Annotated in this window: 21 protein-coding genes and 1 pseudogene; 6 read left to right on the top strand and 16 right to left on the bottom strand. The window is 36.6% G+C overall.

What is annotated here, in order from left to right; genetic code table 11:
* Positions 1-79: 79 nt before the first annotated feature.
* Together lptB and hemB are read right to left on the bottom strand one after the other, a co-directional pair.
* Positions 80-805 (bottom strand): annotated as a pseudogene (gene lptB / locus J2Y40_RS21525) (LPS export ABC transporter ATP-binding protein); the annotation flags it as partial.
* Between the two features lie 173 nt (positions 806-978).
* The gene (gene hemB / locus J2Y40_RS21520; protein ID WP_153394913.1) at positions 979-1,968 is read right to left on the bottom strand and encodes a porphobilinogen synthase; all 990 of its coding nucleotides are present in this window, start codon (positions 1,966-1,968) and stop codon (positions 979-981) included.
* A 119-nt stretch (positions 1,969-2,087) separates the two neighbouring features.
* Between hemB and J2Y40_RS21515 the strand changes: the two genes are divergently transcribed.
* The 3 genes from J2Y40_RS21515 (at position 2,088) to J2Y40_RS21505 (ending at position 4,890) form a co-directional block, all read left to right on the top strand.
* A complete protein-coding gene (locus tag J2Y40_RS21515; RefSeq protein ID WP_153394915.1) occupies positions 2,088-2,438 on the top strand; it encodes a T9SS type A sorting domain-containing protein in 351 nt (116 codons plus the stop codon).
* A gap of 225 nt (positions 2,439-2,663) precedes the next feature.
* On the top strand, positions 2,664-3,575 hold the full coding sequence (locus tag J2Y40_RS21510) for an ATP-binding cassette domain-containing protein (protein ID WP_310001252.1): 912 nt from the start codon (positions 2,664-2,666) through the stop codon (positions 3,573-3,575).
* Positions 3,576-3,579: 4 nt separating this feature from the next.
* Positions 3,580-4,890 carry an ABC transporter permease gene (locus J2Y40_RS21505; protein ID WP_310001250.1) on the top strand — a complete coding sequence of 437 codons (1,311 nt, stop codon included), beginning with the start codon at positions 3,580-3,582 and terminating at the stop codon, positions 4,888-4,890.
* 288 nt (positions 4,891-5,178) lie between these two features.
* Here the strand turns inward: J2Y40_RS21505 and J2Y40_RS21500 are convergent, their stop codons facing one another.
* From J2Y40_RS21500 to J2Y40_RS21460, 9 genes are all read right to left on the bottom strand, one after another.
* Positions 5,179-5,847 carry a porin family protein gene (locus tag J2Y40_RS21500; protein WP_153394921.1) on the bottom strand — a complete coding sequence of 223 codons (669 nt, stop codon included), beginning with the start codon at positions 5,845-5,847 and terminating at the stop codon, positions 5,179-5,181.
* Positions 5,848-5,870: 23 nt separating this feature from the next.
* Positions 5,871-6,743, bottom strand: a complete 873-nt coding sequence (gene sucD, locus J2Y40_RS21495; protein WP_002977143.1) for a succinate--CoA ligase subunit alpha — start codon at positions 6,741-6,743, stop codon at positions 5,871-5,873.
* A gap of 91 nt (positions 6,744-6,834) precedes the next feature.
* Positions 6,835-7,737 (bottom strand): LpxD N-terminal domain-containing protein, encoded by a 903-nt coding sequence (locus tag J2Y40_RS21490; protein ID WP_153394923.1) that lies wholly within the window; start codon positions 7,735-7,737, stop codon positions 6,835-6,837.
* A 67-nt stretch (positions 7,738-7,804) separates the two neighbouring features.
* Positions 7,805-8,368, bottom strand: a complete 564-nt coding sequence (gene efp, locus J2Y40_RS21485; protein WP_153394925.1) for an elongation factor P — start codon at positions 8,366-8,368, stop codon at positions 7,805-7,807.
* Positions 8,369-8,383: 15 nt separating this feature from the next.
* Positions 8,384-8,770, bottom strand: a complete 387-nt coding sequence (locus tag J2Y40_RS21480; protein ID WP_153394927.1) for a hypothetical protein — start codon at positions 8,768-8,770, stop codon at positions 8,384-8,386.
* A 29-nt stretch (positions 8,771-8,799) separates the two neighbouring features.
* Complete coding sequence (gene lpxA / locus J2Y40_RS21475) at positions 8,800-9,594, bottom strand: acyl-ACP--UDP-N-acetylglucosamine O-acyltransferase (protein WP_062701872.1); 795 nt, start codon at positions 9,592-9,594, stop codon at positions 8,800-8,802.
* Positions 9,595-10,992 (bottom strand): bifunctional UDP-3-O-[3-hydroxymyristoyl] N-acetylglucosamine deacetylase/3-hydroxyacyl-ACP dehydratase, encoded by a 1,398-nt coding sequence (locus J2Y40_RS21470; RefSeq protein WP_153394929.1) that lies wholly within the window; start codon positions 10,990-10,992, stop codon positions 9,595-9,597. It abuts the gene before it with no gap.
* Positions 10,985-12,016 carry a UDP-3-O-(3-hydroxymyristoyl)glucosamine N-acyltransferase gene (lpxD, locus tag J2Y40_RS21465; RefSeq protein ID WP_153394931.1) on the bottom strand — a complete coding sequence of 344 codons (1,032 nt, stop codon included), beginning with the start codon at positions 12,014-12,016 and terminating at the stop codon, positions 10,985-10,987. Before lpxD ends, J2Y40_RS21470 begins: the two co-directional genes overlap by 8 nt.
* A gap of 72 nt (positions 12,017-12,088) precedes the next feature.
* Positions 12,089-13,315: an HD domain-containing protein gene (locus J2Y40_RS21460; RefSeq protein ID WP_153394933.1), complete on the bottom strand. Its 1,227-nt coding sequence runs from the start codon at positions 13,313-13,315 to the stop codon at positions 12,089-12,091.
* 400 nt (positions 13,316-13,715) lie between these two features.
* Between J2Y40_RS21460 and J2Y40_RS21455 the strand changes: the two genes are divergently transcribed.
* From J2Y40_RS21455 to J2Y40_RS21445, 3 genes are all read left to right on the top strand, one after another.
* A complete protein-coding gene (locus J2Y40_RS21455; protein WP_153394935.1) occupies positions 13,716-15,359 on the top strand; it encodes a S41 family peptidase in 1,644 nt (547 codons plus the stop codon).
* A gap of 131 nt (positions 15,360-15,490) precedes the next feature.
* Positions 15,491-17,035 carry a PglZ domain-containing protein gene (locus J2Y40_RS21450; RefSeq protein ID WP_153394937.1) on the top strand — a complete coding sequence of 515 codons (1,545 nt, stop codon included), beginning with the start codon at positions 15,491-15,493 and terminating at the stop codon, positions 17,033-17,035.
* A 343-nt stretch (positions 17,036-17,378) separates the two neighbouring features.
* Positions 17,379-18,143: an exodeoxyribonuclease III gene (locus J2Y40_RS21445; protein WP_153394939.1), complete on the top strand. Its 765-nt coding sequence runs from the start codon at positions 17,379-17,381 to the stop codon at positions 18,141-18,143.
* Between the two features lie 68 nt (positions 18,144-18,211).
* Here the strand turns inward: J2Y40_RS21445 and J2Y40_RS21440 are convergent, their stop codons facing one another.
* The 5 genes from J2Y40_RS21440 to rfbC all read right to left on the bottom strand — a co-directional run bounded on the left by J2Y40_RS21440 (position 18,212) and on the right by rfbC (position 23,278).
* On the bottom strand, positions 18,212-18,583 hold the full coding sequence (locus J2Y40_RS21440) for a septal ring lytic transglycosylase RlpA family protein (RefSeq protein WP_153394941.1): 372 nt from the start codon (positions 18,581-18,583) through the stop codon (positions 18,212-18,214).
* Positions 18,584-19,575: 992 nt separating this feature from the next.
* Positions 19,576-20,307 (bottom strand): hypothetical protein, encoded by a 732-nt coding sequence (locus J2Y40_RS21435; RefSeq protein ID WP_153394942.1) that lies wholly within the window; start codon positions 20,305-20,307, stop codon positions 19,576-19,578.
* Between the two features lie 23 nt (positions 20,308-20,330).
* Positions 20,331-20,963, bottom strand: coding sequence for a hypothetical protein (locus J2Y40_RS21430; RefSeq protein ID WP_153394944.1), 633 nt, complete (start codon positions 20,961-20,963; stop codon positions 20,331-20,333).
* A gap of 372 nt (positions 20,964-21,335) precedes the next feature.
* Positions 21,336-22,637, bottom strand: a complete 1,302-nt coding sequence (gene rimO / locus J2Y40_RS21425) for a 30S ribosomal protein S12 methylthiotransferase RimO (RefSeq protein ID WP_153394946.1) — start codon at positions 22,635-22,637, stop codon at positions 21,336-21,338.
* A gap of 95 nt (positions 22,638-22,732) precedes the next feature.
* The gene (gene rfbC / locus J2Y40_RS21420) at positions 22,733-23,278 is read right to left on the bottom strand and encodes a dTDP-4-dehydrorhamnose 3,5-epimerase (protein WP_153394948.1); all 546 of its coding nucleotides are present in this window, start codon (positions 23,276-23,278) and stop codon (positions 22,733-22,735) included.
* Positions 23,279-23,280: the final 2 nt, after the last annotated feature.

The raw sequence follows: 23,280 nt of genomic DNA, 5'->3' as shown, positions 1-23,280 counted from the left end.
ACCCCTGTAACTGGGTTTTAGAATCAAAATTTCCCGCCCAGATATTGTAAATATATTTTTTCTTCTTTGGTTTGTCCAGAATACTCTGATAGACGAAGTTTTCTCCAAGATAAGCCTCTCTTACCTGCGGATCATTGGCCAGATCTTCAGGAAGTCCTTCTTTCAGGATCTTGCCTTCAAACATAATGTAGGTTTTATTTGTAATGGCCAGGGTCTGCTGTACATTGTGGTCGGTAATAAGAATTCCGATATTTTTATCTACGAGACTTCTTACGATCTTCTGAATATCTTCCACTGCAATGGGGTCAACCCCTGCGAAAGGTTCATCAAGAAGAATAAAGTTCGGGCTTGTAGCGAGACATCTTGCAATCTCGGTACGGCGTCTTTCTCCTCCGGAAAGAAGATCTCCGCGGTTTTTACGAACGTGCTGCAATGAAAATTCTTCAATCAGCTCATCACATTTGACCTGCTGTTCCCGCTTTGAAAGCTTGGTCAGCTGTAAAACGCCCATGATATTTTCTTCTACAGACAGTTTTCTGAAAACGGAAGCCTCCTGAGCCAGATATCCGATTCCCTTTTGGGCTCTGCGGTACATGGCATCTGTGGTGATCTCCTGTTTATCAAGGAAAATTTTTCCTGAAGTAGGCTTAACCAGTCCTACGATCATATAAAACGAAGTGGTTTTTCCGGCTCCGTTCGGGCCTAATAAACCAACAATTTCTCCCTGTTGAACCTGTACAGAAACGCCTTTTACTACTTTTTTAGGACCATATTCCTTGATCAAATTTTCTCCTCGTAAAATCATAGCGCAAATATATAAAAGTAAACTAATAAAGTAAACTCCTTTAGTAACATTTAAATTCACCAAAGACAGCATGATGGAGTATCATCTTAGTCTTTCCTCTTTATTCAATATTGGACTGAATAGAAAAAACACCTCAAAACAGAGGTGTTTTTAATTGTATATGCAGTTATTGCCTATTTATTTAAAATCATGGCTGCTTCTTTGGCAAAATAAGTGAAAATCATATCTGCTCCGGCTCTTTTGAAGCAGGTAAGACTTTCGATAATCGTTTTGTCATTATCCAGCCATCCGTTTTGTGCTGCTGCTTTCACCATGGCATATTCTCCGCTTACGTTGTAAACAGCAATTGGAAGATCAATAGCTTCACGTACTTTGGAAACGATGTCCAGATAAGGAAGTCCCGGTTTGATCATAATGATGTCTGCCCCTTCTTCAATATCTTTATAAACTTCGTTTAATGCTTCGCGGGAATTGTGGAAATCCATCTGGTATGTTTTCTTGTCTTTCGGAATCTCCATATTATCTTTCGGTGCACTATCCAGAGCACTTCTGAACGGTCCGTAGAATGAGCTTGCATATTTTGCGGAATAGCTCAGAATCCCTACATCGGTAAATCCGCTTTCCTCTAAAGCTTCACGGATCACCTGTACCCTTCCGTCCATCATATCACTTGGTGCCACAATGTCAGCTCCTGCTTCTGCGTGTGACACAGACATTCTGGCTAAGGCATCATTGGTGGCGTCATTGATGATTTTTCCGTTTTCTATAATTCCGTCATGCCCGTAAATGGAATAAGGATCCAGTGCTACATCAGGCATTACAATCATTTCCGGAATAGCATCTTTAATCGCTCTGATGGTTTTCTGCATCAGCCCGTCTTTGTTCCAGGCTTCTTTTCCGGTATTATCTTTTAAATGTTCGGACACTTTCATGTACAGATTGACAGATTTCACCCCCAAAGAAAATAATTCCTTACATTCTTTCACGGTCAGATCGATGCTCCTCCTGAAAATTCCTGGCATCGACGGGATTGCTTCCTGCTGGTTTTCGCCCTCCATTACGAAGATAGGCATTACAAAATCATCCGTTGTAAGAATATTTTCTCTTACTAAACTTCTGATAGATTCATTAATTCTAAGTCTTCTGTTTCTTGAATGTATCATTTTGGAATACTTTTTGAATAAGTTTATGCAAATTTACTACAAGTTCAATAAAAAACTATTGCATGGAATTGTAGAATTTGTTATTTTTGTTTTAATACATTCGAGAAATTATAATATTGATGAAAAAACTTTTACTTTTATTTATATTTTTAGGCACTTTTGTTGGTTTTTCCACCAATTTAAAAGCTCAGTTGAGAGAGCCGGGATCCCTATCACAGAAAGCTGATGATGGTGTACTGGTTGCTTATCCAAATCCTGCTAAGGATTACCTGCTGATTAAAGCTAAAGATTCTTCCCTGAAGATCAAAAGCGTAACCTTTTATTCTATTTTAGGAATGCAGGTGGCCAGTTACAGTGTCAACATGAATTCAGGGGAAATCAATATTGAAAAATTGAAACCCGGAAAATATTTGATTCGCTATATTTTAAGCGATAATACCCAAAAGGTAACTCAAATTGTAAAACAATAAAAATTTAAATCCTGATAATCATCAGGATTTTTTCTTTTGCATTCATTCTGTTTTAATAATTCCGTAACTTACGGAACTTTTGTAGAATTAGGAATAAAAATTGAGAACAAGGCAGAAAGTTTAATCTAAAACCTGATTAAAAATTATATTTACCACAAATATTTATATAATTTTCCCAGTTTTTCAACTTCCTTTTTTTATACACTCATTGTAAAAAACAATTTAATGCTAAAAGCTGAACATATCAGAAAGACCTATAATGCAGGAAAAAAAGTAGCATTGGATGATTTCAGCATCCATGTTCCGAAAGGCAGCATTTATGGTCTTCTAGGTCCTAACGGAGCCGGAAAAACTTCTTTCATCCGTATTATCAACCAGATTACCCAGGCCGATTCCGGAGATATCTGGATCAACGGAGACCGCCTTAACCCCAACCACATCAGAGACATTGGTTATATGCCTGAAGAAAGAGGGCTGTATAAGAATATGACTGTTGGAGATCAGCTTCTCTATTTCGGGGAACTGAAAGGGATGAGCAAAAATGATGCTCTGAACGAAGCAAAAAAGTGGTTTGATAAGCTGAATATCGATCAATGGTGGAAAAAGAAACTCTCTGAACTCTCCAAAGGAATGGCGCAGAAGATTCAGTTCGTAGTAACAGTCCTTCACAGACCTCATCTTCTGATTCTGGATGAACCGTTTTCTGGTTTTGACCCTGTGAATGCCAATCTGATTAAAGACCAGATCATTAATCTTAAAAATAACGGAACGACCATTATTCTTTCCACCCACAGAATGGAAAGTGTGGAAGAAATGTGTGATTATGTGGCTTTGATCAATAACTCAAAAAAGATTATTGACGGAAGAGTTTTTGATGTCAGAGAGAAATTTAAAAAGAATATTTTCGGAGTTACGCTTTCGGAAGTTGACGAAACTAAGTTTGATAATTTCAAAACTCAATATGAAATTTTCAATTTCTCCAACGAAAACAATCTGGTTTCTTTCGAGCTAAAAAATGAAAGCGGACAAAACGATATTCTGATGGATCTTGTACACATTGGAAAAGTAAGATCTTTTGATGAAAGAATCCCAAGTATGAATGAAGTGTTTATTAATGCCGTAAGTAACCATTCCTAATTTTATGAACAATATTTTTTTAATTACAAAAAGGGAGTTTCTTACGCAGGTTAAGAAAAAATCCTTCATTATACTAACGCTTCTGGCCCCTATTCTTCTGGCTGCCTTTGGTACTGTAATCGGACTTATGTTTAAAGCCAATGAATCTCACAGCGTAATTGAAGTCGTGGATAAAAGCGGACTGTTTAAAGATCAGCTTAAATCCAATGACAAGCTCAATTATATATTTGTTTCTGCGGCAGATGAAAAATCAAAGATTAATAACCTGAAAGACAATGAATCTCTGGATGGTATTCTGATCCTTCCGGAATTAACCGGACAGAATTACGATGAGCTTCAGAACAGTTCAAGACTTGTTGTAAACAGTAAGATAGGCTTTGATACGAAACAAAAGATTGTCTCTGACATTACAGATGTTATCAAAAAAGAAAAGATCAAGCAGCTGGGTATTCAGGAGACACAACTGAATGATCTGGACAAGGGCTTTACTTTAAAGACCATTAATGTTTCTGAAAACAATAAGGAAGATTCTGATCTTGCTTTTGGGGTAAAGAGTGGGCTAAGCATCCTTCTGATGTATGTTACCTTTATGTTTATCATTATTTATGGAGTAAGGGTGATGAGAAGTGTTCTTGAGGAGAAAAATAACCGTGTGGTAGAGATTATTATCTCATCAGTGAAACCTTTTGAGCTGATGATGGGTAAAATCCTTGGAGTAACACTTGTTGCCCTGACCCAATTTGTGATCTGGATCACGATGTCTGTCATCGGAGCATTGATTCTGAATACTGGTTTTTCTTCCATTCAGAAAAATATTCCGGGTGGCAGTGAGGAAATTGCCAATAAACTGGATTTTGCACAGATTGCCACTCAGGTTTCCCACAGCCTGCTGGAACTGAATTTCCCGCTTATCATTTTTGTATTCATTGTATTTTTCCTTCTGGGATATATTTTTTACAGCTCTATTTATGCTGCCATTGGTTCTGCCGTGGATAATGAAACAGAAACTCAGCAGTTTACTTTATTTGCTATTTTACCACTTTCTTTAGGAATGTACGGGAGCTTTTCTTTAATGAATAATCCTGATGGTCCTCTGGGATTCTGGCTGTCTATTATTCCGTTTACTTCCCCGGTAGCGATGATTGCAAGGATACCGTTTGGTGTTCCGGCCTGGCAGATTGCCTTGTCTATTGCATTATTGCTGGGAACAACGGTTTTTATGATCTTTTTAGCCGGAAAAATTTACCGTGTGGGGATTCTGATGTATGGTAATAAAGCCACGCTGAAGGAGATCTGGAAATGGATCAAGGGATAAAAGAGATCAGTTTTAAAAGAATATTATTTTATCTTTAAATAATTTAGATTTAATGCCAAGATTTATTTATAGGCAATGTTGATTTTAGGGAGCAAAGATGGGAATCAAATTCGTTGATTCGATGAAGCGAGTGGATAAGCATACATCTTTATAAGCCCTACTTTATTACCTTCTTAATTTCCTTATAAATTGGGTATAAAAAACAAATTAACTAAATCTCCTATATCGAAATAAAAAGTCCCGGAAATTAAAATTTCCGGGACTTTTTTATGGTGAATAATTATTATTCTATTTGAAGATATAGCTTAAGCTTACGCCTAAAACCTGCTCAGATTTCTTTTTATTGGTTCCTCCTTTTTCTTTGGCAAGATCAGGATAGGTATCTGAAAGACCTAAATCATATCTTAGGGTTACTTCAAGCTGTCTTTTGTAACTGTAACCGACTCCTAATCCCAATGCGAAATTGAAGCTTGATGCTTTTCCGCTTACTGCAGGGTACAAAGGGTCTGTTACATCTGGATCATAGTAAGGTCTGTTTGCCGGAGCATTTTTAACGTTCTGGTTTAAGAGAAAGTTAAATCTTGGTCCTATCATTCCGAAGAATTCCGATTCAGCTTCTGAAAAGTATCCTTTGAAATAAACAGGTACGCTCAGGTAATTGTTGGCATATACCGCATCATAACCGTCCTTTCCTTTAGCTTCTTTATCTTTTCCGGTTTCTCCCGCACCATAGTACGTTACTTCCGGCTGTAAAAAGAACTGGTTGGCCTTTCCGATCGGGATAAGAGCTAGAGCTCCACCCTGAAATGCAAATCTGGCACCAGAAGGGTTATGGGCATTCCTTACACGGGAATAGTTACCTCCGGCAGTGACACCAAATCTTGTGCTTCCAAAATCAATCTGGGCAAAAGAAAGGGTTGAAACAGCCAAAGCAGAGGTTAATAAAAGTTTTTTCATATTGTATTGGGTTTTGTAGCTTATTATCCAAGGATTTTTGCAACGGTAGCACCGATATCAGCAGGAGAATCTACAACGTTGATTCCGTTTTCTCTCATGATCTCCATTTTAGCCTGAGCTGTATCTTCAGCACCTCCTACGATAGCACCAGCGTGTCCCATTGTTCTTCCTTTAGGAGCAGTTTGTCCTGCGATAAATCCTACAACCGGTTTAGTAGATCCGCTTGCTTTGTACCATCTTGCAGCTTCTGCTTCAAGACCACCACCAATTTCACCGATCATCACAACAGCTTCAGTTTCAGGATCGTTGATGAATAATTCAAGAGCTTCTCTTGTAGTTGTTCCGATGATTGGGTCACCACCGATACCGATAGCAGTAGAAATACCGTAACCAGCTCTTACTACCTGATCAGCCGCTTCATAAGTAAGGGTACCTGATTTTGAAACGATACCTACTTTCCCTTTTTTGAAAACGAATCCTGGCATGATACCAATTTTAGCTTCTTCAGAAGTAATGATTCCCGGACAGTTAGGACCGATTAATCTGCAGTCTCTGTCAGCGATATAAGATTTTACTTTTACCATATCTGCTACAGGAATACCTTCAGTAATACATACGATAACTTTGATACCTGCTTCAGCAGCTTCCATAATTGCATCAGCAGCAAATGCAGGTGGTACGAAAATGATACTTACGTTAGCTCCAGCTTTTTCAACAGCGTCTGCTACTGTATTGAATACCGGCTTTCCTAAGTGCTCAGATCCTCCTTTTCCCGGAGTAACCCCACCTACTACGTTTGTTCCGTATTCAATCATCTGACCAGCGTGGAAAGTACCTTCGTTCCCTGTAAATCCTTGTACAATTACTTTAGAATCTTTGTTTACTAAAATTGACATTTTATTGTTGTTTTAATTTATTTAAATATTTTATTAATGCTCACAAATTTACTTAAATTTCTTTGATTTTGGATAAAACCTTCGGAATTGTTTATTTGAGATTTCTCAGTTTTACCTCTTTTTTAAGATAACCTTTAAAATCTTCTGCAAACATCCCGATATAGGTTCCTTTTTTAAGGTCCCGGTTCACTCCGGTCTTCCCAAGAATGACAGATCCGCTTTCAATGGTATTACCGGAAGCTATGCCTACTTGTCCCCAAAGTGTTACCTCATCTCCAATGATACAACATCCTGCTACTCCAACCTGTGAAGCGATCAGACATTTTTTCCCGATCACGGTATCATGTCCTATCTGAATCTGGTTATCTAAAACTGATCCTTCTCCTATGATGGTAGAATCTGTAACTCCACGGTCAATGGTACATCCATTTCCAATCTCTACATTATTTTCAATGATTACATTTCCTACGGAGATCAATCTATCAAAATTACCATTCAGTTTTCTGTAATAAAAGGCATCTCCACCCAGTACAGTATTGGACTGGATGATTACATTATCACCGATTACCGTTCTGTCTCCTATAACTACATTAGGAAATATCAGCACATTGCTTCCGATCGTCACATTGTTTCCGATCACAGCTGAAGAGTGAATCTTCGTTCCCTCTCCTATTTCAACATCATGAAGCTCTTCTTTAAAGTTGTATATTCTGGTAAAGTGTGTGTTGATTTTATTAAAGTCCCTGAAAGGGTCATCAGACACCAAAAGTGCTTTTCCTTCCGGACATTCTACTTCTTTATCAATCAGGATGATTGTAGCTGCGGAATGTAAGGCTTTATCGTAATATTTAGGATGGTTAACAAACACAATGTCTCCCGGTTTCACTCTATGAATTTCATTGGTTCCCAAAACTTCAAAGTCTTCAGGACCAATGAATGTAGAGCCTATTAAATCTGCTATGGTTTTAAGTTTCTGTGGAGAATGGAATTTCATAACAATTGATTTTCTTATAAAACAAAATTCGGACTGCTGATGCAAACCGAATTTATGTGGATTTTTATTATTTTACTCTTTCTAAGTAGCTTCCGTCTTCCGTGCTTACTTTAATTCTGTCACCTGGTTCGATGAATAAAGGAACCATTACTCTCGCTCCTGTTTCAACGATTGCGTTTTTAAGGGCGTTGGTTGCTGTATTTCCTTTTACTCCCGGATCAGCTTCTATAACATCCAGATATACTGACTGTGGAAGTTCAGCAGAAAGAGGAGTTTCATCAACTTCTTTCAAAATGATTGTTACTTCTTCACCAGCTTTCATAAACTGAGCGTTTTCAATCATTTCTTTGTTCAGGTATAATTGAGAGAAGTCATCATTATTCATGAAGTGGAATCCGTTTTCATCATCATAAAGATACTGGAACTTTCTGGTGATTACTTTTACTTCTTCAATTTTGTGTCCTGCAGAGAAAGTATTATCGATTACTTTACCGTTGGTTACTGATTTTAATTTGGTTCTTACAAAAGCAGGTCCTTTCCCAGGTTTTACGTGAAGAAATTCAATTACTTTATAAATATCATTGCTGTACTCAATGCACAGCCCTTTTCTGATATCGTTACTTGTTGCCATTAATGTATATTATTCTTATTTTGTTTTAAAAATAGGTACTTGTACCTGCATAGTGCCTGGTCCTTGCTGCCCCACCGGATTCACAACTTTGCCGTTTGGCGAAATATATGAACCATTAGTCGTATTGTTAAACATTGTGTTATTTTGGTTCAACTGATTCACATTATTCTGAACGTTTGAATTATTCTCATATTTTTTAAAGTATGAATCGTTGTTCATGCTTTTTTTCAAAGCATTATTCACATTGCTTTTGGCAATACTGTCATTTTGCAGTGTACGGCTTTTTTCTATAGTCTGCTTCTTAGAAGACGAATCTTCTGTTTTAGCATTTGACGGTTTAGTTTCCTGCCCGGCTACGATAGCTGAGAACAAAAAGGATAGTGTTAAAAATAAATTTTTCATAAGTGTGTAGGTGTTTTTATTGTTCTATTTTAGCTGCTTTCTTTACCAGTTCCGTATCCTTTTACAATTCCTCTCGGAGAGTTTTGGATAAACTGTAGAATTTCGTCTCTTTCAGCGGTAGGAAGCATTTCTTTTTCAATGTGAGAAATAGCCTGAGAAACGTTCATTTTCATCTGAAAAATAGCTCTGTAGATCTTTTGGATCTCAAAAATCTTCTCATTGGTGAAGCCTCTTCTTCTTAATCCTACTGAATTAATTCCTGCATAAGACATAGGCTCTCTCGCTACTTTTACGTAAGGTGGAATATCTTTTCTTACCAGGGTACCTCCGGAAATCATGACATGCTTACCAATTTTGCCAAACTGATGAACAGCACTAAGGCCACCCATTACGGTATAATCACCGATTTCTACATGTCCGGCAATACCGCAGCCGTTAACAATGATCACGTGATCTCCTATCACACAGTCATGGGCAATGTGCGAAGTAGCCATGATAAGGCAGTTGGCCCCTATTTTAGTATATCCTAAGGCTTTTGTTCCTCTGTTTACGGTAACACATTCTCTGATTGTAGTATCATCTCCTATGATTACCTGTGTATCTTCGCCATCAAATTTTAAATCCTGAGGGATTGCAGAGATTACAGTTCCGGGAAAAATCCTGCAGTTTTTTCCTATTCTGGCTCCATCCATGATGGTAACATTAGGACCAATCCAGGTTCCTTCTCCGATTTCTACGTCCCCTGCAATTGTAGTAAAAGGTTCTACAATAACATTTTTGCTGATTTTCGCACGTTTATCTACGGCTGCTAATTGATGGATCATTTAATCAACTTTATTTTTTGCAACTTGAGCCATTAGCTCCGCTTCTACTGCCACTGTATCTCCTACATATCCGTATCCCTGCATATGAACGATACCTCTTCTGATAGGTTCTATCAATTCAATTTTGAAAATAATAGTATCACCAGGAACTACTTTTCTTTTGAATTTTACTTTATCAATTTTAATAAAATAGGTAGAATAATTTTCAGGATCCGGAACGCTTGCCAGAACAAGAATACCCCCTGTCTGAGCAAGAGCTTCTACCTGAAGTACTCCCGGCATTACAGGTTCTTTAGGGAAATGTCCTACGAAGAACGGTTCGTTCATCGTTACATTTTTTAACCCTACTACATGAGAATCTGAAAGTTCAAGAATTTTATCAATCAATAAGAACGGAGGTCTGTGCGGCATAAGCTTCATGATTCCGTTGATATCAAAAACCGGTTCTTTAGTCAGGTCAAAATCAGGAACATTTTTCTTTTTCTGAAGTTTCCACTGACGGTTCAGTTTTTTAGCAAACTGAGTGTTTACATAATGGCCAGGTTTGTTGGCAATTACTTTTCCTTTTATTTTAACTCCTGCCAGGGCAAGGTCACCTATCACATCCAGTAATTTGTGTCTTGCAGCCTCATTAGGGTAGTTTAAAGTTAGGTTATCAAGAATTCCGTTCGGTCTGATAGATACATTGTCTTTTCCGAAGGCTTTTTTCAGCTTTTCTGTAGTTTCAGGAGTAAGATCCTTGTCTACATATACAATGGCATTAGAAATATCTCCACCTCTGATCAACCCGTGATCCAGAAGCATTTCTAATTCATGCAGGAAGCTGAATGTTCTTGCCGAAGAAATTTCGTCTTTGAATTCTGAAATATTTTTAAGGGTAGCATTCTGGGTTCCCAGTACTTTGGTTCCAAAATCTACCATGGTTGTTACTTCATACGTATCTGAAGGAATAATGGTAATTTCTGATCCGGATGCAGGATCTGAATAATTCAATACTTCTTTCACCACAAGATATTCTCTGGCTACATTCTGTTCTGCTATTCCTACGCTTTCAATAGCTTCAACAAAGAATTTTGAAGATCCGTCCATAATAGGAGGCTCGGAAGCATCCATTTCCATGATAGCGTTGTCTATATCACATCCTACTAAAGCAGCTAACAAGTGTTCGCAGGTTGTAATCTTTACACCTAATTTTTCTAATGTTGTTCCTCTTTCTGTTGCTACAACATAATTAACATCAGCTTCAACCTGAGGATGCCCCTCAAGATCTGTTCTTACGAAAACAAAACCTGTATTTTCTTTTGCAGGTTTAATGGTAAGTTTTACTTCTTTACCAGTATGAAGGCCAATTCCAGAGAGTGTTACTTCTTCCTGGAGTGTTTTTTGCATATCACTCATTAGTATTATCTTTTGAGGTATTCTCAAGATTATTTATTCTCTTTACAATTTCAGTGAAATTTCTGAAATGAACATAGTTTCTAAGATAGTCATTATAGCTGATCGCAGGGGATCCGTACAAAGTTTCTTTATCATTAACGCTTGAATTCACACCACTCTGGGCCTGAATTTTAACCTGATTTCCTATTTTGATATGCCCTACAACACCAACCTGTCCGCCAATCTGGTTCCAGTCTCCAATAGTGGTGGATCCTGCAATACCAGCCTGAGCTGCGATCACGTTGTTCTGCCCTATTTTCACATTATGGGCAATCTGGATAAGATTGTCAATTTTTGTTCCTTTTCCGATAATGGTAGAACCGATAGTAGCTCTGTCTATACTACAGTTTGAACCAATTTCCACATCGTCTTCAATAATTACATTACCTAGTTGAGGAATTTTTTTGAATCCTTCCGGTGTAGGCTGGAAACCAAATCCATCACCCCCGATTACCGTGTTGGAATGAATTACACAGTTATCCCCAATGATACAGTAGTCATAAATCCTGGCACCACTGTCTATTTTACAGTTTTTACCAATTTTTACTCCTTTACCAATATATACATGCGGATAGATCTGAGATCCTTCACCGATTTTTGCTTTTTCAGAAACATAAGTAAATGCTCCAATATAGGCTTTGTCACCAATCACTGCAGTATTGTGGATGGAAGAACCGTTTTCAATTCCTTCTTTTCTTCCCTGCATTTCCTGATACAGATTCATTAAGATCTGAAAAGAGAGATAGGCATCCTTTACCACAATGAGGGTAGGATTATAAGTATTATTAGCCAGAAGCTTTTCCGAAACAATAATAACAGAGCATTTTGAGGTATCTAAAAAATGAGAAAATCGATCTTGTGCTATAAAAGAAAGATGTCCCGATTCTCCATTTTCAATTGGTGAAACCCCTGTAATAACCGCACTTTCGTCGCCTATTATTTTTCCGTCGATAAAACTTGCAATTTGCGAAGCTGTAAATTCCATATTCTGCAAAGATAAGAAATTCTGTAATTCGCAAACATTTTTTGGTTTTCGGAACGTGAATTTTAATAATATTTATGAAATTATCCGGGAGAGATCTCTTGGAAAGGTCAAAATATACCGTTTAGTCTTGTTTACCATCAACCCTGATAAAAGCTGGTCCTGGGATTCTTCTAACCGTATTTTCATTCCGTCTTTCTGCAGTAGATAAATGGGCTGTTTTTCGGTATCATAAGGCAATAGTTTTCGTTTAATTTCATGCACAAGCTCTTTTCCATTATCAATTCCGAAAAATTCATTAGTTTTTTTTATTTTTTCTTCAATAAATTCCGCTTCAAACGGGTGAGATGAAATAACGGTTTTCGGAAGGTTTCTCTGGGTTACACATTTACACCAGTAGGAAAGAATAAAATCGTCGGCACCCTGCCACAGTTTCATGGCCTGAATCACATCGTTATCATCAAGTTGGGTAAATCTGTAAATATCTTCATCAGTCGCTGCGCTTTTTGCGCGGTATAGGAAATACTTCAGATTTTCACCCGCCGGAAGATCAACCCCCTGTGAAACAAGATATTTTGCCCGCTCCAGGATCTTTACTAAAAGAAATTCAGCTAAAGCCGATGTTTTATGATAGTACACCTGCCAGTACATAAACATTCTTGCGGTAAGAAAATTTTCAATGGAATAAACACCTTTTGCATCAATTACCAATTCCCCTTCCTTACAGACATTCATCATCGAAATAATTCTCTGGGTATTAATATTCCCTTCTGAAACTCCTGTAAAAAAGCTGTCCCTTTTCAGATAATCCAGTCTGTCTACATCTAGCTGGGATGAGATCAGCTGATTGAAAAACTTTCTGTGATATTTTCCCTGAAACATTTCAATGGCTACTGACAACTGCCCGTTAAATTCATCATTTAGTTTATTCATCAGCAACAGTGACAGTTTCTCATGATGCCAGTCATCCATCAGCATACTTTCCAAAGCATGAGAAAACGGACCATGACCGATATCGTGCATCAAAATAGCCAGCATCGCCCCTTTTTCTTCCTCATCAGAGATCTCCACTCCTTTTTGTTTCAGAGTTTCCAAGGCTGTAAACATCAGATGCATAGCTCCTAAAGCATGATGAAATCTTGTATGGGTGGCTCCCGGAAAGATCAGATTCAACAGTCCGGTCTGCCCGATTCTTCTGAGTCTCTGAAAATAGGGATGTTCAATAACGTCAAATAAGATTTCGTAAGGAATTTTAATGAAGCCGTGAACCGGATCATTGATGATTTTAAGCTTGTTCTGCATTGGAAACGTCGATATTAGTAAACAAAGTTAGGGATTTTAATTTTTAATTTTGATTAATTTAGCATTAACAACGGACCGAGTTTATCCACGTCTGTTTTTATTATTGAAGATTATCTGAGCAGGTAGAAGAGAAACTATCTATTCATTGCCACAAATACCTGATTTTATTGATTAACTGTATAGGTTTTGGCTAAAGTCAATGGATTATTTTTTTATTATTTAGGCGGACTAAAGTCTACCTCTATTGAATAAATTCTATGGATTGAATTACCAGGCCTTTCATGAAGAGAGCTTTGAAGATTTTTATTGTTGTGAAGATTTTTCAAAGAATATGAAAGATGTTTTTGTATTATGTATGGGTAACATCTATCTTTATGGTTTTAATAACTTATAGCCTTTAATGAGAAAACGTTCGCTTTTCGTCCTGATTTTCACTGTACATTTTTTTTCTGCCCAGATGTTATCTGAAACCGAAAAGCTGGAATCGCTATGCCGGGTCTGGGGGTTTTTAAAATATTACCATCCCCATGTTGCGAAAGGCAATCTTGATTGGGATCAGCAGCTGCTTAAAAAAATAGATGAATTGGAAACGGTTCAGGATAAAGCCCAGTTAAATAGCCTGTACTTTCATTGGATTAACAGCCTTGGAAAAATTGAAGAATGTAAACAATGTTCAAAAACGGATAAAAGCAAGACTTATTTCCTTAAAAATTTTGATCTAAGCTGGGTTCAAAATCCTGTTATTTTTAATGAACAAGTAAGCCGGCAGCTTCTTTATATTGAAGCCAACCGAAATACCGGCAACAATTATTACATAGGAAGGTCCGGCAGAAAAGGATTTTTCAGAAATGAAGTTTCTTACGGATCAAAATATACCTCGAAATATATCAGTCTTCTGGAACTTTTCAGATACTGGAATTTTGTAGAATATTTCTTTCCTTATAAATATGAAACGGATCAGGACTGGAATGATGTTTTAAAGGAAATGATTCCAAAATTCACCCATGTAAATAATGATGAAGATTATCACCTGGTCCTTGCCGAACTGGTTGCAAAAGTAGATGACTCCCATGCTTTTTTATTTTCACCATTGATCACTAAAAACCTTTACGGAAGAAAAAAGCTCCCTGTGGAATACCAATACGCAGAAGGAAAACTGGTGATTACAAAAATTAATAAAAATTCTTTTAACGAAGAAACTCCGCTGCAAACCGGAGATGTCATTTATAGTATCAATGGACTGACGATTCCGCAAACAGTCAACAAACTCGGGAAATATATTCCCGCTTCCAATTCCTGGGGGAAGATTTTGAAAATGAGAAGTTATTTTCTTTTAACCAACGAAGACTCCCTTACTGTCAATCTTGAAAGAAACGGACAAAATATAGCTCTAACAGCAAAAACATATCTTCTTAATGCTATCACCAGAGAAAAACCTTCCCCTCAGGAAAAGTGGAAATTTTTGGACTCAGATAAAAAAACAGGGTACGTTCATATGGGAATCATTGAAAAAAGCGACCTTGATGATATGTATAAAGAGCTGCAATCTGCCTCTTCTATTATTTTTGACCTCAGAAATTATCCGAAACAGACCATCATTCCTCTCAGCCGGATGATCCTTCCGAAAAGAACACCTTATTACCGGTTCAATTTTCCGGAAACTTATTATCCAGGAAAGTTTTATACTGCAGTCAACAGCATCGGTAAAAAAAATTCTGATTATTATAAAGGAAATGTTGTAGTTTTAGTAGATGAAAATACCCAGAGCCAGGCAGAGACCACCGCAATGATGTTTAAGCAGCATCCGAGGGTAAAGGTGATAGGAAGCAATACGTCGGGAGCCAACGGTGATATTACCATGTTTAAAATTGCCGGGCTGGACACGTGTTTTTCAGGACTGGGAGCTTATTATCCAGACGGAAGAGAAACACAGAGAATAGGCATCGTTCCTGAAATTATTGTAAAGCCTACGGTAAAAGGTATTCAGGAAGGAAGAGATGAAGTTCTGGAAAGGGCTCTGGAATACATAAAGACCGGACGTTAGTAAATGGAGAGAGCGATTATACCCCCTCTATTTTCATTTAACTAATATTTAACTTTTAATCTTTTGATTTTGGGAGATTTTAAAAGGAATTGGTCAACATTTTGATAGAATAATCATGTAAAAAATAAATTATGTCGGAAAAGATATTATGGATAGATGATGAAATAGATTTACTAAAGCCCCATATCGTATTTTTAGAAAAAAAAGGTTATCAGGTAACGCCTGTTAACAATGTTAATGAGGCTCTGGAACTTATGGATTCAGAAAAATTTGCATTAACATTAATTGATGAAAATATGCCCGGAATTTCCGGACTGGAGGCTATTCCTATGATCAAAGAGAAAGATAATGCTCTGAAGATCGTTATGGTAACCAAAAGTGAAGAGGAACATATTATGGAAGAGGCTATCGGGTCGCAAATTGCAGATTATATTCTAAAGCCTGTAAACCCGAACCAGATTCTATTATCATTAAAAAAGAATCTTCAGCAGGAAAATCTGGTGGAGCAAAAAACAATTTTACAGTACCAGCAGGAGTTCAGAAACCTGTCTATGGAACTTTCTTACCTGAGAACCTATCAGGAATGGGCAGAATATTATAAAAAGATATTAAGCTGGGAGATTAAGTTTGATAAGGTAACAGACAATGAATTTGCCGATCTTTTACAGTCTCAGAAAGAGGAGGCTAACATTCAGTTTGCTAAATTCATTGAAAACAATTACACAGACTGGCTTACTGATTCTGACAAACCCATTATGAGCCACACACTTTTCAAAGAAAAAGTAAAGCCTGAAGTAGAGAAAGAAAAAGTTCTTCTGTTAATGGTGGATAATCTCCGTTATGATCAGTGGAAGGTTATTGAACCTCTGTTTACAAAATATTACAATAAAGTATCAGAAGATTATTATTACAGTATTCTTCCTACAGCAACACAATATGCAAGAAATTCATTCTTTGCCGGGCTGATGCCTTCTGAAATTGAAAAACGTTTTCCGGACAAATGGTTCAATGATAATGAAGAAGGAAATAAAAACGAATTTGAACGTGATTTCTTAGAAGATCAGATGAAACGAATTGGACTGGGCTCTAAGTCTATGAAATATCTTAAAGTCCTGAATGCGGATTTTGAAAGAAAGATCTACGATGATTTTAATCAACATAAAAACAACGACCTTCTGGTGATTGTTTACAATTTCATTGATATTCTTTCTCATGCCAAAACAGATAACCATATTGTAGATCAGCTGATCCGTGATGATAAAACATTCAGATCTCTTACCTATAACTGGTTTGAAAATTCTTCTTTGCTGAAAATCGTCAAATTAGCTGCAGAAAACGGGTATAAATTGGTGATCACTACTGACCACGGAACTGTTTACGTTAAAAAGCCAAGCAAAGTTGTAGGCGACCGTGAGACTTCTACCAATATCCGTTACAAAACAGGGAAAAGCTTAACGTATGATGACAGCGATGTATGGGCTATCACCAATCCGGAAAAGCTATTCCTTCCTAAAGGAAATTTAAGCTCGAAGTATATTTTTGCCAAAAACAATATTTTCCTGGCTTATCCTAAGAATTATAATCACTTTGTGAATTATTATAAAGAGACCTACCAACATGGCGGAATATCACTGGAAGAGTGTATTATTCCGATCAGTATTTTAGAACCCAAATAGTTTTTTTCATAGTTTATTTAATTTTGGGTCTGAGGGCGGAAAAAAATCGAATGATTTTTTTCCGCTTCTTTTTTTGCCATTACTTTTAATAGTCTGTCAGAGTTCCTATCTTAGCAGAAGACAATGTTTATTTTTTCGCTGACGTATAAAGTTCCTGAACACAATGATTTTCCGGAAAAATATGATCATTCAGGAGATTTCCCTTCCGGAAGAAAAGAGCCGAGAACAGGTGGTATTATTCTTTGTAATGCCCTTTTTATATTCATCAGACAGCGGATTATAATATTGTGGAATTTATTCCTTCTAAATATGATGAACATTTTAAATTTTTTATAAAAGACGCATGAAGTTAATTACCTATAATGTCAACGGAATCAGAGCAGCATTTACCAAAGATTTTTTAGGCTGGCTGAAAACCGCTGATCCGGACATCATCTGTATTCAGGAAAGCAAAGCAGGAAACGACCAGATTGATATTGAAAGTCTTGAAAAATTAGGCTATCACAGTTATTGGCATTCCGCAGTAAGAAAAGGCTATAGTGGCGTGGGAATTGCGTCCAAAATCAAACCTTCTCATATTGAATACGGATGCGGAATAGAAAGCTATGATAATGAAGGCAGAATTATACGCGCAGATTTTGACGGTTACTCTGTTATTTCCGTGTATGTTCCTTCTGCCAGCAATATTGAAAGACTGGATTTTAAAATGCAATTCTGTCATGATTTTCTGGCTTATATCAAGGAATTAAGAAAAACCATTCCGAATCTTATTATTTCGGGAGATTTTAATATCTGTCATCAGGCGATTGACATTCATGATCCGGTTCGTTTAAAGAATGTTTCAGGCTTTCTTCCGATGGAAAGGGAATGGATGACCAGTTTTATAGAGGAATGCGAGCTGATTGACAGTTTCAGGTTTTTCAATAATGAACCGGACAATTACACCTGGTGGAGTTACAGGCAAAATGCAAGAGCCAATAATAAGGGCTGGAGACTGGATTATAATTTTGCTACTTATTCTTTAAAAGATAAGCTTTCGCGTGCTGTGATTTTAAAAGAAGCCGTACACTCTGACCACTGCCCTGCTCTTCTGGAGCTTGATGTATAAAACAAGGAATAAGGTTACATACAAAAAGCCAGCTGAATCAGCTGGCTTTATTAATTTAAATCATAAATTTAGTCGACAATTTCATATTCAACCGGAATTGTACCGTGATCGATATCTCCGATTTCATCGAACGCTGCTTTAGAAATATCTAAAGCTCTTGACGCATGGAAAGGTCCTCTATCATTAATCTTCACTATTACCTGTTTTCCATTGTTCAAATTGGTAACTCTAACGTTAGTCCCAAAAGGAAGCGTTCTGTTTGCAGCGGTAAACTTTGAATTATCAAAGATCTCTCCGCTTGCTGTTTTTCTACCATTAAACTTATCGTGGTAGTACGATGCATAACTTGTTTTTTTCGCATCTGAGGCATTATTCGTAAATGAATAAACTCCTAAGGTTGAAATCATCATTATGATTACGAGAATGAATCTTTTCATCATCTTGAATTTTATTGGTTTTGACGGAGCAAAAGTATCAGGAATCTTTTAAAGTCCATAAGCGATTTGTTAAAAACCGTTAACTAAAACCAAAATATATGTTAACAATCTCTGTAACTTCCTATGATTAGGTCTTTTAAACAACACTGTTAAAAAATGTTAAAAAAAACACCAAAACGTTAATTTAATTAACTAATTCATGCATAATTTCAAAAAACAATATTTTTAAATAGTTGAAAATCAGTAATTTATAAAACAGCCGGAAAAGTAAAATAAAAAAATATAAAAAGCACTGATGCCGATTATGTTAAATTTTAAGTTCATTCATAGGTCTCTCAAAATCTAGGCGAAACAGCATTATCACAAGGGATCAGAGCAGGATAGCCTTTCAAGAGCCTGTTCTTTTTGACAGTTTTAGGTCTAAATTTAACAGGTTACAACCATTCTATTTTATATATTTAATTCTTTTTCAGGAATATATTCGAATTGGTTCATTTAAAACTATCGTCATTCTGACCAACTTATTCATCTGCTTATAGATCTTTTTAGGCTGATCAAAGATAATATGTAGGATTAAAATTTCCATCTTATGGTTATATATCTTTTAATTGATGCTGTTTAGTCAAAATAGAAACCCAATCAATCCAATTGCTTAGGAAAGTCGGGAGGGGCTCCCTTTTATATAAAGCATTGTTTAGGAGCTACAAATATCCCATAGCATCAAAATGTGTTTAGATTCCCTAAGTCGTGCTACCGATAACACAGATGCACTAATTTACATCCAATAAAAATGGACTATATAAAGTTGGGGCAAATAATTTTTTATTAATCACTAAGAGATCAATAAAGCTGCTTCGCTTCTCTTTGAAATACAGGCTCTTTTTTATTGCTTTGTTAAGTTTACCCTTACTTAAGAACTACGGTCTAATAACCTCTCTAAAACAAAAAAACCAATGAGCTGCCTCATTGGTTTTTATATATATCATTACTATTGATTACTTAGTATACTCTACAATATAATCATAACTTCCTGAAGGATATACTACAGACATACTAGGAGCTCCTGTAACGAAGTTTCCTGTTGTTTTGTCATAAGAATATACGCTATTTGCATAAACATTATTCGTTCCTGCCTGGAAAATAGTTATTCTGTATAAGCTTCCTGTAGATGGGATTACAATAGCTCCTGACGGGAAAGTAGGTGCTGTTGATGTTCCGTTAGCACTAAATGTACCTTTTCTTGCATATACCGGAGATGCAGCAATTGAAGTATTGGTTAACGTTTCAGCTGTAGTGATATTCACTTTCGGATCTCCTGCGATTGGTAACCATCTCCCTGTTGAAGTCGCATAGCTGTTAGCTGCGCCACCCGTAGGATTAGAGAAATAATAGTATCCAGGAGTAACAGCCTGTCCTCCAACACCAGAACCTGAACTAGGAGTATTACCTGTAGCAGAGTTATACACAATCATCCCATCATAAGCAGTAGGGAAAACTCCAGCATTTGTTGTTTGGGTAGTAAATACAAACGTTGTAAGGTTTGTTCTAGGGAAAACAATTCCTTTACCATTACCCACAGAACCATTAAATAAAGGAGCAGACGCATCCAAGAATGCAGATTGTCCAGGAATAGTATTGCTAATTACGTTATTCGATTTAATCTGAGCAAAAGAACTTGCAGATGCAACGATTGCTGAGAACAATATGGTTTTAATATATAGTTTCATAATGTGTCCTTATTTTAAATTAATTATAATGAATTTAAGCTGTACCAGTTATTTCCATCACAAATATATTCCATAGCAACTCCGTTACCAAGAGGGGCTCCGGCAGATGTAGAATGAATTCCGGTTACACTAAATCCTGTACCATCAGACACAGCATTGATAAACATAATACTTTTTCCATTTGTCTTTGTAAGCGTAGACAGATCAAATGTAGTATTACTGGTTACTACAATAGCATTACCTAAATCAGCATCAGAAATTGTATTTCCTGTTTGTGTTCTTACAGTTCTACCTGTTGGCACAACTGCTCCACCACCGATAGGTTTCCATTCAGGAACTACATTATCGAAGTAGTAAAATCCAGCACCAGTAATTTTAGCTCTTCTTGAACCTGATCCTGTTCCTGAAGTAATGTAAACAATTGCTCCGTTCTGAGCAGACGCGTAAGTACCGGATGTGTCATCTTTTGCAGCAAGTTCTGCAGCAGTCATTCGGGGAACTAATAATGCATCGGGTCTAGAATTATCTGCAGTATTGGCTGCTACATCCAATGTTGCTGAAGGTGTGGTGGTATTAATACCTACACGGCCCTGCTGTGCTTGGGAAAACGCCGAAAGGCAAACGAGCATTGTCGCTGTTAATAAAAATTTTTTCATAAGTTTTTAAAGATTTTAATTACATTATTTTCCATCAATATTTCCAAATGGAAGATGCATCCCAACTTGTGCCCAACGTCTAGCCTGTTTAACAATTACTTTAACTAACTGTATATCAACCTATATTATGAGTTACCGTATGAAAGCATTTGATTTTAAAATATTGCTTTATTGCGCAAATTTAAGACATAATTTTCTAATTTATACATTTTATATAAAAAAAATAAATTATATATCTATCAAACAAGTACAATTTACTATAAAACAACAAATTACAAGAATTAAGTATAAATTTAAGTATGTTAAATTTTATTAATCTTTTAAGTAATTGAGCAATTGATTATTTTTCCTAAAGTATTATATTTTAATTAATTAAATAAGTTCTCCGTAGAGGTCAAATTCTTCCGCAGAAGTTATTTTTACCATCGCAAATTCACCTATAGAAATATAAGTATCTTCTGCAGAAACCAGAACTGTATTATCTACATCAGGAGAGTCATATTCTGTTCTTCCAATGAAATAGTTTCCTTCTTTTCTGTCAAAAATACATTTAAAGGTTTTTCCTATTTTTTCCTGATTTTTTTCCCAAGAAATCTGTGACTGAACTTCCATGATTTCTTCTACGCGCGCTTCTTTTACTTCCTGTGGAATATCATCCTCCAGCACATAAGCACCCGTATTTTCTTCATGGGAGTAGGTAAAACATCCAAGTCTGTCAAATTTTTGTTCTTTTACCCAATCTTTCAGCTCCTGGAATCTTTCTTCTGTTTCTCCGGGGTATCCTACGATCAATGTTGTTCTGATCGCCATATCCGGAACTTTTTCTCTGAATTTTGCTAAAAGAGCATTCGTTTTTTCATGGGTCGTTCCTCTTTTCATAGACTTCAATAAATCAGAATTGATATGCTGAAGAGGAATGTCGATATAATTGCAGACTTTAGGTTCTTCGCGGATGATATCCAGAACATCTTCAGGGAATCCGCTAGGGAAAGCATAATGCAAACGGATCCATTCGATACCTTCTACTTTCACCAATTCTTTTAAAAGATCTCCAAGTGCGCGTTTTTTGTAAATATCCAATCCGTAATAGGTAAGATCCTGAGCGATAAGAATCAATTCTTTTGTTCCTTTTTTAGCCAGTTTTTGAGCTTCTGTTACCAGCTTTTCTATTGGTGTAGAAACGTGACCACCTCTCATCAAAGGAATAGCACAGAATGAACAAGGTCTGTCACAACCTTCTGAAATCTTAAGATAGGCATAATGTTTCGGAGTAGTTGTTAGCCTCTCTCCTACCAGCTCGTGCTTGTAATCTGCACCAAGGTGCTTCAGTAATATTGGAAGATCTCTTGTTCCGAAATACTGGTCTACATCAGGAATTTCTCTGATAAGATCCGGTTTGTATCTTTCGGAAAGGCATCCTGTTACAAAAACTTTTTCAACTTCACCTCTGTTTTTGGCTTCTACATAATCAAGAATAGTATTAATTGATTCTTCTTTTGCATTATCAATAAATCCACATGTATTGATTACCACGATATCTCCGCGATCTTCATGTACCACCTCTTTCCCATTGGCTTTCAGCTGGCTCATTAAAACTTCAGAATCATATACATTCTTGGAACATCCAAGTGTAACCACATTGATTTTCTTCTTCCCTACAGATTTTGTGCGCATCTTTTTGATTTTGAGTGTGCAAAGATACGAAATATTAAAGGAGTATTGATTAAAAAATAAAAACCACCTCAGGGAGATGGTTTTCAATATTATATCTAGAAGTTACCTTCAGCGAAAAGGGGCAAAGTTTTGTCTTTTTCTGAAAGTTGTACTACCTCTAAAGGTAATTTCCAGTCGATGTTCAGTTCCGGATCATTCCAGATTACGCTTCCTTCCGATTCTTTATGATAAAAATTATCACATTTATAAGAAAAAATGGCTGTTTCGCTTAATACGGAGAATCCATGAGCAAAGCCTCTCGGAACATACAGCTGAAGTTTATTTTCGGGAGTAAGTTCTACTCCAAACCATTTCCCGAAGGTAGGGGAATCTCTGCGAAGATCAACAGCTACATCAAAAACTTTTCCTTCAAGACATGATACCAGCTTAGCCTGTGCATGCTCGCCTTTCTGTAAATGTAAGCCTCTTAATACACCATAAGAAGATTTTGAGATATTGTCCTGAACAAAATGTCCGTTCATTCCGGTAAGTTCTTCAAATTTCTTTTCGTTGTATTTTTCAAAGAAGTAGCCTCTTTCATCTTCAAAAATTGTAGGTTCGATGATGTAACAATCTTTTAAGGGAGTTTCTTTTATTTTCATTT

Source organism: Chryseobacterium sp. 2987 (assembly GCF_031456375.1).
Lineage (GTDB): Bacteria > Bacteroidota > Bacteroidia > Flavobacteriales > Weeksellaceae > Chryseobacterium > Chryseobacterium vaccae.
Note: the sequence above shows the minus strand (reverse complement) of the source record. Positions and strands in the feature narration are given on the sequence as shown.

What these genes read in the sequence shown, in the direction of transcription:
- J2Y40_RS21490 (WP_153394923.1), bottom strand. Translation starts at nt 7,737, where the DNA reads ATGAAATTCCATTCTCCACAGAAACTTAAAACCATAGCAGATTTAATA.
- rfbC (WP_153394948.1), bottom strand. Translation starts at nt 23,278, where the DNA reads ATGAAAATAAAAGAAACTCCCTTAAAAGATTGTTACATCATCGAACCT.
- efp (WP_153394925.1), bottom strand. Translation starts at nt 8,368, where the DNA reads ATGGCAACAAGTAACGATATCAGAAAAGGGCTGTGCATTGAGTACAGC.
- J2Y40_RS21430 (WP_153394944.1), bottom strand. Translation starts at nt 20,963, where the DNA reads ATGAAAAAATTTTTATTAACAGCGACAATGCTCGTTTGCCTTTCGGCG.
- J2Y40_RS21480 (WP_153394927.1), bottom strand. Translation starts at nt 8,770, where the DNA reads ATGAAAAATTTATTTTTAACACTATCCTTTTTGTTCTCAGCTATCGTA.
- J2Y40_RS21435 (WP_153394942.1), bottom strand. Translation starts at nt 20,307, where the DNA reads ATGAAACTATATATTAAAACCATATTGTTCTCAGCAATCGTTGCATCT.
- J2Y40_RS21440 (WP_153394941.1), bottom strand. Translation starts at nt 18,583, where the DNA reads ATGATGAAAAGATTCATTCTCGTAATCATAATGATGATTTCAACCTTA.
- hemB (WP_153394913.1), bottom strand. Translation starts at nt 1,968, where the DNA reads ATGATACATTCAAGAAACAGAAGACTTAGAATTAATGAATCTATCAGA.
- J2Y40_RS21455 (WP_153394935.1), top strand. Translation starts at nt 13,716, where the DNA reads ATGAGAAAACGTTCGCTTTTCGTCCTGATTTTCACTGTACATTTTTTT.
- lpxD (WP_153394931.1), bottom strand. Translation starts at nt 12,016, where the DNA reads ATGGAATTTACAGCTTCGCAAATTGCAAGTTTTATCGACGGAAAAATA.
- J2Y40_RS21505 (WP_310001250.1), top strand. Translation starts at nt 3,580, where the DNA reads ATGAACAATATTTTTTTAATTACAAAAAGGGAGTTTCTTACGCAGGTT.
- J2Y40_RS21500 (WP_153394921.1), bottom strand. Translation starts at nt 5,847, where the DNA reads ATGAAAAAACTTTTATTAACCTCTGCTTTGGCTGTTTCAACCCTTTCT.
- rimO (WP_153394946.1), bottom strand. Translation starts at nt 22,637, where the DNA reads ATGCGCACAAAATCTGTAGGGAAGAAGAAAATCAATGTGGTTACACTT.
- J2Y40_RS21510 (WP_310001252.1), top strand. Translation starts at nt 2,664, where the DNA reads ATGCTAAAAGCTGAACATATCAGAAAGACCTATAATGCAGGAAAAAAA.
- J2Y40_RS21445 (WP_153394939.1), top strand. Translation starts at nt 17,379, where the DNA reads ATGAAGTTAATTACCTATAATGTCAACGGAATCAGAGCAGCATTTACC.
- J2Y40_RS21515 (WP_153394915.1), top strand. Translation starts at nt 2,088, where the DNA reads ATGAAAAAACTTTTACTTTTATTTATATTTTTAGGCACTTTTGTTGGT.
- J2Y40_RS21470 (WP_153394929.1), bottom strand. Translation starts at nt 10,992, where the DNA reads ATGAGTGATATGCAAAAAACACTCCAGGAAGAAGTAACACTCTCTGGA.
- lpxA (WP_062701872.1), bottom strand. Translation starts at nt 9,594, where the DNA reads ATGATCCATCAATTAGCAGCCGTAGATAAACGTGCGAAAATCAGCAAA.
- J2Y40_RS21460 (WP_153394933.1), bottom strand. Translation starts at nt 13,315, where the DNA reads ATGCAGAACAAGCTTAAAATCATCAATGATCCGGTTCACGGCTTCATT.
- sucD (WP_002977143.1), bottom strand. Translation starts at nt 6,743, where the DNA reads ATGTCAATTTTAGTAAACAAAGATTCTAAAGTAATTGTACAAGGATTT.
- J2Y40_RS21450 (WP_153394937.1), top strand. Translation starts at nt 15,491, where the DNA reads ATGTCGGAAAAGATATTATGGATAGATGATGAAATAGATTTACTAAAG.